Annotated in this window: 10 protein-coding genes; 6 read left to right on the top strand and 4 right to left on the bottom strand. The window is 45.6% G+C overall.

Going from position 1 to position 14,445, the window contains the following annotated elements; genetic code table 11:
• Positions 1-9: 9 nt before the first annotated feature.
• From X939_RS0119945 to X939_RS0119920, 6 genes are all read left to right on the top strand, one after another.
• Positions 10-1,824: an ABC transporter ATP-binding protein gene (locus X939_RS0119945; protein WP_025765047.1), complete on the top strand. Its 1,815-nt coding sequence runs from the start codon at positions 10-12 to the stop codon at positions 1,822-1,824.
• Entirely contained in the window at positions 1,821-3,638 is a 1,818-nt protein-coding gene (locus X939_RS0119940) for a MutS-related protein (RefSeq protein ID WP_052353510.1), read from the top strand. The genes X939_RS0119945 and X939_RS0119940 overlap by 4 nt, the downstream gene beginning before the upstream one ends.
• 168 nt (positions 3,639-3,806) lie before the next feature.
• Positions 3,807-5,123: an RIP metalloprotease RseP gene (rseP, locus tag X939_RS0119935; RefSeq protein WP_025765045.1), complete on the top strand. Its 1,317-nt coding sequence runs from the start codon at positions 3,807-3,809 to the stop codon at positions 5,121-5,123.
• A 40-nt stretch (positions 5,124-5,163) separates the two neighbouring features.
• Positions 5,164-5,679 carry a DUF6702 family protein gene (locus X939_RS0119930; protein ID WP_131694755.1) on the top strand — a complete coding sequence of 172 codons (516 nt, stop codon included), beginning with the start codon at positions 5,164-5,166 and terminating at the stop codon, positions 5,677-5,679.
• A 126-nt stretch (positions 5,680-5,805) separates the two neighbouring features.
• Positions 5,806-8,325: an endopeptidase La gene (lon, locus tag X939_RS0119925; protein WP_025765043.1), complete on the top strand. Its 2,520-nt coding sequence runs from the start codon at positions 5,806-5,808 to the stop codon at positions 8,323-8,325.
• 124 nt (positions 8,326-8,449) lie between these two features.
• Complete coding sequence (locus X939_RS0119920; RefSeq protein WP_025765042.1) at positions 8,450-9,937, top strand: tagaturonate reductase; 1,488 nt, start codon at positions 8,450-8,452, stop codon at positions 9,935-9,937.
• Between the two features lie 70 nt (positions 9,938-10,007).
• On the opposite strand, the gene X939_RS0119915 is transcribed toward X939_RS0119920, so the two are convergent.
• The 4 genes from X939_RS0119915 to rpmB form a co-directional block, all read right to left on the bottom strand.
• On the bottom strand, positions 10,008-10,925 hold the full coding sequence (locus tag X939_RS0119915) for a DUF4249 domain-containing protein (RefSeq protein ID WP_044200158.1): 918 nt from the start codon (positions 10,923-10,925) through the stop codon (positions 10,008-10,010).
• Positions 10,926-10,959: 34 nt separating this feature from the next.
• Positions 10,960-13,332: a TonB-dependent receptor gene (locus X939_RS0119910; protein ID WP_025765040.1), complete on the bottom strand. Its 2,373-nt coding sequence runs from the start codon at positions 13,330-13,332 to the stop codon at positions 10,960-10,962.
• A gap of 211 nt (positions 13,333-13,543) precedes the next feature.
• On the bottom strand, positions 13,544-14,056 hold the full coding sequence (gene folK, locus X939_RS0119905; protein ID WP_025765039.1) for a 2-amino-4-hydroxy-6-hydroxymethyldihydropteridine diphosphokinase: 513 nt from the start codon (positions 14,054-14,056) through the stop codon (positions 13,544-13,546).
• A 132-nt stretch (positions 14,057-14,188) separates the two neighbouring features.
• Positions 14,189-14,428 (bottom strand): 50S ribosomal protein L28, encoded by a 240-nt coding sequence (gene rpmB / locus X939_RS0119900; protein ID WP_025765038.1) that lies wholly within the window; start codon positions 14,426-14,428, stop codon positions 14,189-14,191.
• Positions 14,429-14,445 lie beyond the last annotated feature (17 nt).

Below are 14,445 nucleotides of genomic sequence, written 5' to 3'. Positions count from 1 at the left end.
ATATTACCTATGCCGGAAACAGAAAAGCCAAAGGAGGCAGCTTCGCCTTTTACCGTAAAAAAAATAAGTAAGGATGGGATTAAAATAACCCTGAAACTATTTAAATATCTATTGCCCTATAAAGGCACCTTTATTCTGGGCCTTATCTTCCTGGCTCTATCTACGGGAACATCCTTAGTATTCCCTAAGCTTATCGGAAGTATTATTGAAGTAATAGAGGGAAAGTCGCCCTATTCCATCAATCAGATTACCTTGTTCCTATTCGTAATTCTGATTTTTCAGGCAATATTCTCCTTTTTCAGGATTTATCTTTTTACTCAAGTGAGTGAGTGGTCGATGACCGACATCCGGAGCGATGTATTCAGCAAAATTATCACCTTGCCCATTAGTTTTCTCGAACAAAGGAGAGTTGGGGAGCTAACCAGCCGTATTACCTCCGATGTAGGCCAGCTCCAGGGCTTGCTTTCCTTTACCATCGCTGAGCTATTTCGGCAGGTAGCGACCCTGGTGGTTGGTATTGCCATCTTATTTTACACTTCATGGAAGCTCACCTTATTCATGTTGGCCACCTTCCCCATACTGGTGATCGCCTCCGTTTTTTTTGGGCGGCATATGCGACGACTAAGCAAAAAGGCTCAGGACGAACTAGCGGCAGCCAATGTTGTAGCTGAAGAGACCCTTCAGTCGGTGAATGTAGTAAAAGCCTTTACCAACGAAAAGTTAGAATCGGAGCGCTATAGAACCATTCTGAACCGGGTAGTAGATTTATCATTATATGCGGCACGATTCCGAGGGGGCTTTGTTTCCTTTATCATTTTTGCCCTTTTCGGAGGCATCGTAGGAGTCGTCTGGTTCGGAGCTGGCCTGGTACAATCCGGAGAGTTTGGCCTCGCCGACCTCTTTACATTTATTCTTTACACCACCTTCATAGGGGCCTCTATCAGTGGGATGGGCGATCTTTATGCTCAAATCAACAAAACCGTCGGTGCCTCTGAAAGACTTTTTGAAATATTGGCCGAACCGGCAGAAATTGATATTCAGGATAAAAATCCGCAAACCATTATCCCTATTCAGGGTGACATTACTTACGATCAAGTCAAATTCAACTATCCTTCCCGAGCCGATTTGGCCGTTTTAAAACGAATTGACTTCCATATTCGTGCTGGCGAAAAGATAGCTTTGGTAGGCTATAGCGGGGCCGGTAAGTCGACCATTATACAGCTGCTCATGCGGTTCTACGATGTAAGCTCAGGACAAATTCGCATTGACGACCGGCCCATTTCCCACTTCGGGCTCACAGATCTTCGTAATAATATCGCTATTGTTCCTCAGGAGGTCATGTTATTTGGTGGTAGTATTTATGAAAATATCAGGTACGGGCGTCCCAATGCCACCCGACAAGAGGTTTACGAAGCTGCGCGCAAGGCCTATGCACTAGAATTTATTGAAACCTTTCCGGAAAAACTCGATACATTGGTAGGAGAGCGGGGCATAAAGCTGTCAGGAGGACAACGCCAGCGTATCGCTATTGCAAGAGCCATATTAAAAGATCCGAAGATCTTAATCCTGGATGAGGCTACCAGCTCGCTGGATGCCGAATCGGAAAAGTTAGTACAAGTCGCATTGGACGAGTTAATGCAAAATCGTACGACCATTGTTATTGCTCATCGCCTGGCCACCATCCGAAAAGTAGATGCCATTTATGTGATTCGTGAAGGGCAGATTGCCGAAGCCGGATCGCATCAGGAACTACTATCTCTTCCCAATGGCCTATATGCCAATCTGATTAAAATGCAATTTGAAGACGCTGAAAACTCAAAATGACACAAAACACACCTGAAATCGACCCTTCCTCCTTCTTTCAAACAAGACTTAATCAGGCGCTGTCTGAAGAAAAAATTGCCCAAAAAAGGTTTAATTTATTGGCTACACTACGCCTGACAGCCTTTTTAGGTGCCGTTTTGAGTGGCTGGGCCTGGCACAAAACCGACGACTCCTTATACGGTGGGTTAGGTTTGATCCTTTTCATTGCATTTCTAATGCTGATGCGACGTCAGCAGGAAGCCAAAAGAAAACGTGACTATCAGCGAAATTTACAGTTTATCAACTTAGATGAATTGGGAAGGCAGCAATTTCAATTCAACCGACAGGAAAATGGGGAGGAATTTAAAAATAATGACCATCCTTACGCCGCAGATTTAGATATCTTCGGAGCTTATTCTCTTTATAGTCTCCTTAATCGGACCCATACCAGAGCCGGTGGTTCGCGACTGGGCGATTGGCTGAAACAACCCGCTGCATTGGAAGATATACTGATGCGCCAGGAGGCTATTGCAGAACTCTCACAGAGACCAGAATGGCGTCAAAACTGGGAAGCAACTGCCATGCTTCACCAAAATGCAGGACAACAGATTGGGGCCCTTCGCTCCTGGGTGAAGGAAGTTATGGACCCTAACTTAAAATCGGCATTGAAGTGGAGATTCTTCCCTCTGCTGACAATGGGCATCGCAATAGCCTTACTAGCTGGCTGGGCTCCACTTTGGCTCCTATTGCTAAGCCTGGCCTGGCAAATGGTAATTTTGAAAAGATACCAGCCCTATCTTAACAATTTGCTCGCGCAAACAACTGACCTAGGAAAAACAATGCTCGCTTATGCAGAGCTATTAGAAATAGCCGAGAAAAGTTCGTATTCATCCAGGTGGTGGATGGAAAGAAAACGTAAAATTGATAATTCCAGCCGTCTTTTACGTCAGGTGGGCTCAGTATTTGATAAACTAGATTTTCGGAACAATCCTTACTTTTCCATTTTTATCGGCATTCCTACCATGTGGGACCTTCACTGCCTGGCAAGCCTTGAAAAGTGGAAAAGCCAACAACATGCAGGCCTCAATCAGTGGCTGGGGGTTCTGGCCGACCTTGAGGCAATCAACAGTCTGGCAGGATTTGCCTTTGCCAATCCAACCTACCGCTTTCCTCAAGTTGCCTGGGGAGGTAGCCTTCAGATAGAAGCCAAAAGTCTTGGTCATCCCCTTATCGCCCCTACTTCCAAAGTCACCAATGACTTCAAAATGGAAGGAACTGGCACGACCATGCTGATCACTGGATCTAACATGTCCGGAAAAAGCACATTCCTACGTACCTTAGGGCTGAACCTGGTATTGGCTCAAACCGGTTCCGTAGTTTGTGCCGACCAGTTCACCTGCACACCCACCCGAGTATTTACGAGCATGCGAACACAGGACTCACTGGAAGAAAGCACTTCTAGCTTTTATGCAGAACTAAAACGCCTGCGCCTTCTTCTTGAATTCGCCGACCAGGCAGATACAGTTCCGGTGTTCTACCTTTTAGATGAAATTTTAAAAGGAACGAATTCTGCTGACAGACATAAAGGAGCTGAAGCGCTTATCAAACAATTACATCATAAGAACTCGGCGGGACTGGTTTCTACCCACGATCTGGAACTCGGCGAATGGGGAGCGGGACAAGATTACGTAGAAAACTACCATTTCCGATCGGATGTGGCCGAAGGCAGGCTCGACTTCGACTATAAGCTCCATCCAGGAATATGCCAAAGTTTCAATGCCTCTGAGTTGATGCGCATGATGGGTATCAAAATCGAGAGAAATCAGGACCAGTAGCACACAAAAACGGATGCGTTACATTCTTATCCCCGCTTTTGCGTAACTTTGCAGATTAATTTTACGTTATACCCAATATCAGGATGCATTTTTAATTTCGATTGAGATATGCAGACAAAAAAATACCCACTAATTACTAATTTAGAAAACGCTCACAAATTACAATAAATGGAAGTATTAATAATGGCCGGACAGCTCATACTGGGCTTGTCAATATTGGTAGGATTGCACGAATGGGGACATATGGCAGCCGCCAAAATGTTTGGAATGCGGGTAGAAAAATATTTTATCGGGTTCCCTCCCAAAATTTTTAGTTTCCAAAAAGGTGAGACCGAATATGGCATAGGCGCCATTCCCTTGGGAGGATTTGTGAAAATATCAGGTATGATCGATGAGTCGATGGACACCGATACCATGAACCGGGAGCCGCAACCCTATGAGTTTCGAAGCAAGCCGGCATGGCAGAGGCTGGTGGTAATGCTCGGGGGAATCATTGTCAATATAGTAGTCGGTGTGTTGATATTTATTGCTATTGCGTATAATGAAGGGGAGAAATTCCTATCCGGAGAAGAAGTTAATAAACATGGCATTGTTGCCGGCGAATTAGCTCAGGAAATCGGGTTGAAAACAGGGGATAAAATTGTCCGCGTAAATGGTCAACCCTATCAAAACTTCAGCGATTTATTAGGGTCTGAAGTATTTTTGGGTTCTAATAGCTCCTATACGGTCGAAAGAGCCGGTCAGGAAGTAGAAATCGATATACCTAACAACCTCATCGAAAAGCTTTCAGATCCCGAGCAGAAAGGAAATTTCATTCGTCCCCTGGAGCCCTTCAAGATCGGTGAAGTCCTTGCGGGTTCTCCTGCTGAAAAGGCTGGCTTAAAATCGGACGACAAAGTGATCGCCATTAATGGGCAATCGATTACCTATTTCAATGAAATGCAGGAAGCATTGAAAAACCTACCCGGCAAATCAGCCGCCCTTACCGTTCAACGTGCGGGTGAAAATAAGAATTTAGTCGTCGATGTTAACGAAGATGGTACCATCGGATTTTATCCGGTCAGTCTTCTCAACTTTACGGTTGTCGATTATACTCTGGTCGAAGCCGTTCAGGTGGGTACACAGGATGCTTTTGCCGTAGTCTATAATAATATAAAGGGCTTTGGTAAAATATTTAGAGGAGAAGTCTCGGCCTCCAAGGCCCTAAGCGGACCTATTGGCATTGCACGCATGTTTGGTGGGGTTTGGGACTGGAGTAGATTCTGGTACCTGACGGGCCTTCTTTCTATGGTACTGGCCTTTATGAATGCCCTGCCTATTCCGGCACTGGACGGAGGTCACGCCGTGATTCTATCGTATGAAATCATTTCTGGACGCAAACCCTCGGACAAATTCTTGGAAAATGCCCAGAAAGTCGGAATGGTCCTATTGCTGGGGCTGATGGCCTTTGCCATCTTTAACGACGTCTGGAAGGCCGTATTTTAAACATGGGTGGCAAGGAAGATAACCGAAATCCCGTTACAAAATGAACCATTTATCCTTTTGGTTAAGCCTGGTATATTGTTTAGCGAGGAGTCTGGGGTCAGTGGAGGCTGCTATGCCCCCTCTAGTCCATGAGTATCACGTGAGTGTCACCCAAATGCAATATAATAGCACCACCAGATCATTGGAGATCAGCCTTCGGGTATTTACCGATGACCTGGAAACAGCATTATCTATGGCCCATGCTAACCGCCGTTTTGTCATTAACAATCAGGATCATAATAATGTTTATATAGAAAAATATATCCGCCAGCATTTTGTACTGACGGATGCAAAAGAAAAAACATTGCCTCTTACTTATCTAGGAAAAGAGGCCGAAGCAGATGCTACCTGGATTTATTTGGAGATACCCCTTAGCAGTAAGTTACAGGGGCATATACTCACCAATAGCACCTTGCTGGACGTATTCAATGACCAGGTCAATATGACCAATCTGAAGTGGGGGGACAATAAGAAAACGTTTCTCTTCAAGAAAGGCCAGACCCGGCTGACCCTCTAAAAATATCCATTCCAATCCCTGCCAGTGTGGGGGGTGGCATGGCTATTTTGGGTTAATTAACCTTTATTCTGAAATTCTTTATTTATATATTGGGACATGATTATCTGTCACAATGACAGAACGCCTATGAAATTTGAACCTTCTGACTTATATAGTCGACTGCTCGCATCGGAAGATGATATGGATAGCCTTGAAATAGTACCTTTAGGAGGACCAGACGGAGCGGACGAGCCCTTGGAACTTCCTGCCGAACTGGCCATTTTGCCAATTCGCCAAACAGTACTTTTCCCTGGCATGGTAATTCCCGTGACGGTAGTACGTCAGAAAGCCATTCGTTTGGTAAAAAAGATCTACCGTAACTCTGATATTAACCTGCGCATACTAGGGGCTGTGACCCAGGCAAAACCTAATAAGGAAGACCCTGCGGCCGACGACCTTTTCAATGTAGGAACGGTGGCGCAAATCCTGAAAATGATAACCCTGCCCGATGGCAATGTTACCATTATCGTTCAGGGCCGCCAGCGCTTCGAAATAAAATCTATTGTCAGCGAAGACCCCTATATCACCGCTACAGTCCAGGCCATAGAAGACGTTTTTGGCAGCGCTTCCAAAAAGGAATCCAAGGCCTTGCTTCAGTCTCTTCGCGATGGCGCCCACAAGATAATGAAGCTCAACCCTGAGATACCTCAGGAGGCTCGTATCGCACTGGATAATATAGAGAGCCCTATCTTTCTGATTCATTTCTTGTCGTCGAACATCAATGTAGATGTGGCCGACAAGCAGAAATTATTGGAGGAACGGAATGGCCACAAGCAAGCCAATCTCCTCCTGCAGTATATGATGCGCGACATCGAGATGCTGGAACTTAAAAGAGAGATTCAGTCGAAAGCTAGCTCGGATATTGACCAGCAACAGCGTGACTACTTCTTGCGCCAACAGATTAAAGTTCTTCATGATGAACTGGGCATGGATAGCCCTGAGCGAGACTTGGACGAACTCAGACTGAAAGCCTCTTTGAAACAGTGGAAACCTAGTGTTCAGGCCCATTTTGAGAAGGAGTTGACGAAGCTTCAACGGATCAATCCTATGGCGCCGGAATATCCGGTAACCATGAATTATCTGGAGACTATGGTGGATCTTCCCTGGAGTGAATTTACCAAGGACAATTTCGATTTGGCCCGCGCTCAGAAAATACTCGATTCAGACCATTTCGGCCTGGAAAAAGTTAAAGAAAGAATCATAGAATATCTTGCGGTATTGAAGTTAAAGGGCAACCTGAAGGCACCTATTCTATGCCTGTATGGCCCTCCTGGCGTGGGTAAAACCTCTTTAGGGAAGTCTGTAGCCAAGGCACTTAACCGACAATACATCCGAATGGCCTTAGGGGGGGTGCACGATGAAGCCGAGATTCGGGGACACCGTAAAACCTATATAGGGGCCATGCCCGGCAAAGTGATACAAAATATCAAAAAGGCTGGTACGGCCAATCCGGTTTTCATTCTCGACGAGATTGACAAGGTGAGCTCCGATTACCGTGGCGACCCTTCTTCCGCCCTTCTGGAAGTATTGGATCCTGAGCAAAACTCCTCATTTACCGACAACTATCTGGAGGTAGAATACGACCTTTCGCAGGTTTTATTTATTGCGACTGCCAATTCTCTGGATACCATTCATCCCGCCCTGCGCGACCGTATGGAGATCATTGAAATGACTGGCTATACCATAGAGGAAAAACTTCAGATTGCAAAGAAATACCTCGTACCCAAGCAGCGCAAAGACCATGGTCTGAAAGGAACGGATATTAAAATAGATGACTCCGCCTTGCTGAAGATCATAGAAGGCTATACCCGGGAATCGGGCGTTCGGAATTTGGAGCAAAAGGTCGGTACCGTGGTGCGGAAGATCGCCAAGTCGGTGGCCATGGAAGAAACCTACGTAAAAAGCATCAAAGCGGATCAGGTCGAAAAATTCCTGGGAGCGGAGGTTTTCGACAAGGATTTGTATCAGGACAACGATTTCGCAGGTGTGGTGACAGGCCTGGCCTGGACATCTGTAGGAGGAGAAATTTTGTTTATCGAAACGAGCCTTAGCAAAGGTAAAGGCAACCTAACCCTCTCGGGGCAGTTAGGCGATGTCATGAAAGAATCGGCGGTCGCCGCCCTTTCCTATCTGAAGGCCAATGCCGATCGCTTAGGTATCGATTACCGCATCTTCAATCATTACGACCTCCACGTACACGTGCCAGCGGGTGCTGTACCCAAAGATGGTCCTTCTGCCGGGGTTACTATGGCCACTTCTATGGCTTCAATCTTTACCCAGCGTAAGGTAAAACCTTATATAGCCATGACAGGCGAAATTACCCTTCGTGGGAAGGTTTTGCCTGTAGGTGGAGTAAAAGAAAAGATTCTGGCAGCACGGAGAGCTGGTGTCAAAGAGATAATCCTCTGCGTAAAAAATCGCAAGGATGTAGAAGAAGTACCAGCGACCTATATTAAGGATCTGACCTTTCATTATGTGGATCAGGTAGATGAGGTGCTGGAAATTGCCCTTCTCCCCCAGAAAGTAAAAGACGCTATGGTCTTCGAATTCCCATCCGAAAAAAAGGAAAGCAACGAAGATGGCACCTTTAAAGTGGTGACCGTCTAGACCTGGGTTCGGGTTTGGAAGAAAAAGATTGAGAAAAAGAGGCACCTACGCGTGTCTCTTTTTCTTTTTAAGGGTTAGCGTTCATTACTAGCGTCATAAAGACGTAACAGAAACTTTATCATTCATGTCGCGACCCATACTTTCTCCTGCATTACTCGATCAACGGCCCGAACTGCTGCCCGATCATCTTAAATTATTAAGCTTGCCCGAAAAGATCATACAATTCGGAACAGGCGTATTGCTTCGAGGCCTTCCAGACTATTTCGTTCACAAGGCCAACCAGCAGGGAGTCTTTAATGGACGTATCGTCGTAGTAAAATCTACCAGCGGTGGCGGAACAGACGCTTTCAACGATCAATCGGGATTGTTCTCACATACTATCAGAGGGATTGACCAGGGTCAGCAGGTAGATACTACCTTTATCAATGCGGCAATCAGCCGTACACTCAACGCCAACCAGGAGTGGGAGGCCATCTTGCAGTGCGCGGCTAATCCTGACATGCAGGTCGTAATTTCTAATACCACTGAAGTGGGAATACAATTTAGCGATGACGACCTTACCGCCAGTCCGCCCGTCTCTTTCCCGGGCAAGTTAACCGCCTTTCTTTTCGCCCGTTACCAGGCTTTCGAAGGATCGGAAGAGTCGGGAATGGTCATCGTTCCTACCGAATTAATTATCGGCAACGGCGACAAACTAAAGGAGATTGTTTTGAAGCAAGCTGCTAGCCATGGGCTGGATAAGGCTTTTATTCGCTGGATAGAGGAGTGTAATCATTTCTGCAGCTCTCTAGTCGACCGCATTGTTCCTGGCAAGCCCGAAGCGGCTACAATAAGTGAGCTGGCCGAAAAAAACGGATATGACGACCAACTGCTGATTGTTTCTGAAGTTTACAGTCTGTGGGCCATTCAGGCGCATGATCCCGTAGTAAAAGAAGTGCTATCCTTTGCAAAGACAGACACGGGTGTGGTAATCGCCCCCGATATAGATTTGTTCCGGGAACTAAAGTTGAGACTGCTGAACGGTACCCACACCCTAGCCTCCGTATGGTGCTTTATGAACGGACAAAATACGGTTCGTGAATGTATGGATGCCAAAGATTCGGCCGAATTTATATCTGAAGTGATGCTGGAAGAGCTCGCCCCTGCGATTCCCTTTCCAGTAGATGCTAAGGCCGCTCAGGAGTTTGGCCATCAAGTGCTCGACCGCTTCCGGAATCCTTTTATCAGGCACAAGCTCATCGATATTACGGTGCAGTGCACCGCCAAAATGAAAATGCGCAATGTCCCAACCTTGCTGAATCATTATCGTAAAACAGACGCTGTGCCTATGAAAATCGCCAGCGGCTTTGCTGCCTTCCTGCAATTTATGAAACCTGTAAAGGAGGAAGACGGCCAATATTTCGGTACCAGAAATGGCGAATTCTACCCCATACGCTGCGATGCTGCCGATTATTTTAATCGTCAATGGAAGGAGCATGATCATCCCGAATCGCTGGCACAGGCCGTCTTGTCCGACGAAAACCTATGGGGAGCCAACCTGGCTGTCCTCCCAGGCTTCGCCGACGCCGTTAAGGCTAGTCTTGCGTCCTATCAGGTCTCTCAGCAGGCCTAAAATGGAGCCACAGAAAAAGGGCAGCTTTCCCAATGGAGGCTGCCCTTTTTCTGTGTCGGTACACTATGGCTTATTCTTCCGGCCGCGCCTTCTCCGGGTCGATCACCGTCGACAGCTTACTCACGGCTGAAGCAGTGAAGAATCCCAACGCTTTGGGACCCTTAGAATTTGTATTGGTAATATTGCTCACCACGTTGGCGATAGGTGTTGCAAATAACCCTCCATTGGCCGCCTGCTCTCTCACTTGTTTGAGAAATTCGAAGGTTTCCTGAGGGATGCTGTGTAGCTCTACCCCTACCATATTTCCAGCCGAATAGAGGCTGTCCACGGTAATGGACTGCCGAAGTGGCAAAATAAATATAAGCCCATCCGAAGGGGCTCCGGCGTTGAAGGCTGCATCGTATGCAATAGAGATATTGCGGGGATTGTCTACCCTCGGTTGCCCATTTAGAAGGGGTTTGATCCAATAAGTATCTCCTTCACCAGGAAAATCACGGGCATAAAATTGAGCCACATATCCCTCCTTAGGCCCTTTCTCCGGCTTAATTGGAAGGGTCTCTTTTTGATAAACGATAGAATCTACGGCCGGAACGCGCCGCAATTCACTCACAGCCTGATAGGTTTCCGACTCAGCTCGTACGGTAAGGGTATAGGTTCGGCCTACTGTTCCTAGTACAGTCGTATCGTTGCCCCAAACATAACGCCCATCTCCATCGGGATCCATAAATTCAAATTTTGTGCCCAAATTGTCCTCTACCACTACAGTGGCATTAACTACAGGCTTTGCCGGCGCATTACTAAAATAGGGAGCCGACCAGGTTAGCCGAATGCTTTGGGGGCCTTTGGTATTATTTATCCAACCGTCAACCACCAGTTGACTGGGCCCAGCCTGACTATCCAAGTCGATGACATCCTCACAGCCCGTTAAAAGGAGAAAGGGTATCAGAATTATCCCCCATAATTTCCATGTATTCTGAATATATTCCATAGTACTAATTAATATTGTAGAATCCGATATTTTATTAAAACTTAAAATTATAAGTAACGGAAGGGATAATACTCCCAATAACGGAGTACTTGATAGCCTGCGTACGGAGGGCATTATCTTCATCTCCCTGAGTATAAACTGAAAATGGATTTCTTCGGTTATAGACATTATATGCTGAGAATACCCACTCTCCTTCACCCTTTCTAAATAACTTTCTTTTGGACTTAAGGGTAGCTGCGAAGTCCAGTCGGTGATAGGCAGGGATGCGGCTATTATTCCTTTTCCCCTCGAAATTATGTCCTATCGCCCATCCATTCACCTCAAGCCTGTTGGTAGGGAAAGTGGCCGGTGTTCCCGAAGCAAATGTAAAATTAGAAGAGAGGGAAAGTCGGGGTGTCAGATCATAAATAGCTACTGCGGTAAAGTTATGCGGCTTGTCGAAACGTGCCGGAAACCAGTCATCATTATTAATGGTTTCTACCAACCGCTCCGTACGCGACAGTGTATAGCTCATCCAGCCGGTTAACCGGCCTTTGTTCTTTTTCAAATAAAATTCTGCACCATAGGCCCGCCCTTCTCCGAAAAGCAAATCACCCGGAACAAATTGATTTAAAAGCAGGTCAGAACCCGGAACATAATCGATCTGATTATATAGTTTTTTATAATAAACCTCGACAGATGCTTCGTAGGTGTTATTATTAAAATTCTGAAACCAGCCCAAAGCTACCTGGTCGGCAAGTTCAGGTTTAATAACTGCCGAACTCATGGTCCATACGTCTAGGGGAGAACTGGCCGCTGTATTAGACAAAAGATGTAAGTATTGTGAGGTACGGTTATAGCTGGCCTTTATAGATGCTGAAGGAGTAACCCCTACGTTAATAGAAATTCTAGGCTCCCAGTTCCCATAGGTTTTGATGACATCTCCTTTCTCATATTCCTTTCCCGGAAATATGGGCTCTTTCCTCTGGCCCTTAACCTCCTCTTGATAGTCATATTCAACACCTGGCCCCAGACTCCTAAAAAAGCTGTAGCGCAGGCCATATTGCAGGGAAATTTTGCTGCCAATCTTCAACTCGTCACCAGCATATAAGGCCCATTCATCTGCATAACGAGGCTCAAGACTAATATCCGTAGTCTCTCCTTCCGAAATAGCTGTGGCAGAACCCGGGCGAGAATCATAACGTATGTATTGTCCGCCAAAGGTCAGCTGATTATTAGGTGTCAAATAATAAGTAAAATCTGGCTTGAAGCTGTTGCTGATAATTTTAGACTTCCAGTCAAACTTATCTTTAGCATCGGGATCATTAGTATTTTGGCCTAAGCTATAGTCATAATTGCTATAATAGCTGGTGAGATTCATAAAGAGTTTATTAGAGAAAATATGATTCCATCTCACCGTTGCGGTAGCATTTCCCCAACCAAATCCGAAATCGCCTCCTCCAAAAACATCCTTTCCAAAATAGCCGGATGCATAAAATGTGTCTTTATCACCAAGCCTATAATTAACCTTTGCCGTTAAATCGTAGAAATAAAATTTAGAGTCCTTAAGGTCTTTATTCAGGAACGGTTTAGCCAGAACATCGATATAAGATCTTCTACCGGCAACAATAAAAGAGCCCTTCCCTTTGGCGAAAGGTTGTTCGTAGGTAAGACGGGAGAAGATGGTTCCGATCCCACCATTTATTTCCCGCTGCTTAGAATTCCCTTCTTTCATTCGGACGTCAAGAATAGAAGAAATTCGTCCTCCATATTGGGCAGGAATCCCTCCTTTTATCAGTTTCACATCCTTAACCGCGTCAGGATTAAAAACGGAAAAAAAGCCAAATAAATGCGAAGAATTATAAACTGGTGCCTCGTCCAATAGTACCAGGTTCTGGGACACGTCACCTCCCCGCACGTTGAATCCGGAGGCTCCCTCTCCTACTGTTGTTACCCCTGGCAACAACTGAATGCTACGAATCAGATCTACCTCCCCCAGCAGAGCGGGCATTTTCTTGATCGTTTTCATATCGACTTTATTGACCGACATTTCTATACTCTGAACATTTTCATCGTCACGGCGAGTGGATACCGTCACCTCCTTAAGTTGTTCACTCTCTGCCCCTAACTCAATATTCAGCGTTTGATCGGCGTTTAGATCCACGGACTTTTCAATTCGTTCATAGCCGATATAACTATAAATAAGCGTATAATTTGCTGCGGGAAGGGTAATGGAGTAAAATCCGTAGGTGTTGGTCGTGACACCAGTCTGTGCTTCGCGCACATAGACCGATACTCCAATTAACCCCTCACCATTGGATCGGTCTTTCACGTACCCGCTAATGGTTGTTTTACTTTGGGCCTGCACGGACAGACCCCACAAGACGCCGAGCAAAAGCAAGCTCAGCTGATAGATTTTATTTTTCATGCTGTAACAAATTACCTTTTTAAATTTTTAGATCATGTGGTATATATGAACGACAACCGAGTAAGGCCATCCCCTATGTAGAAGTATTAAAAAACTTATTAAAAGTCTTCCTTACAAAAAAAGAGAATCTATAGGGATTCCGTTCACAAATAATGATGAAGCATCAAAATATATTATTGAATGGGCTGTAAAGCGGGTTGGAGGCAAATACCTAAATAGTACTATTTAAAGAAAATAAAGTCACCTCCGTGATGTCTGAAGTTTCATCCAACAATATTTGGATCGTTTTACCCAGTAAGGGATGCACCAGAACAGGGGCAATTTCGGCTAAGGGCACAAGGGTGAAGCGACGCTCATGCAGCCGTGGATGAGGTATGGTAAGGCGCGCCTCATGACACACCAAGTCATTAAAAAAAAGGATATCAATATCGATCACTCTGGCTCCCCAGCGCTCAAAACGTACCCTCCCCAAAGCCTGTTCTATTTCGAGGACGGAATGAAGCACGGCATCGGGGGAAAGGGTCGTACGTACCTCCAGCACCTGATTAAGGAAAGCAGGTTGATTGGTGACACCCCAGGGTGCCGTTTCATATAGTGACGAAGATTTTTGAATCGTTCCGACAGCACGTACTATCTCTTCCGACGCCTGGGACAGGACTGCCTGACGATCGCCAAGGTTAGATCCTAGCAGGAGATATAAGATATTAATGGAAGTGCATTCCATAGCCACAGCTTACGGGAATCTGTAAAATTGCATTCGATCCTACCTGCAAAGCGGAATAGCATACCAATGCAAAGATGCCAAAAAAGGGACCAACCAAAGCGGATAGTCCCTTTCCAATAAATTCGTAATTTCTTAGAACGTAAGTGTGCCTTTTTCGTACGCCTTCTGAATGGTAGATTCTACACCATTCTTGTTGATGGTACGAAGGGTAGACGCAGCTACTCTTAGCGTAACCCACTCACCAGTTGAAGGCAAGAAGAAACGCTTCTTTTGTAAATTCGGGAAGAATTTACGTTTTGTTTTATTGTTAGCGTGAGAAACATTATTTCCGACGCGTGTTCTTTTTCCAGTAATTTGACAAACCTTAGCCATATCCTTATGATTTTTCC

It is taken from the genome of Dyadobacter tibetensis Y620-1, from assembly GCF_000566685.1.
GTDB classification, from domain to species: Bacteria; Bacteroidota; Bacteroidia; order Cytophagales; family Spirosomataceae; genus Dyadobacter; species Dyadobacter tibetensis.
This window is presented reverse-complemented; position numbering and strand designations above follow the sequence as displayed.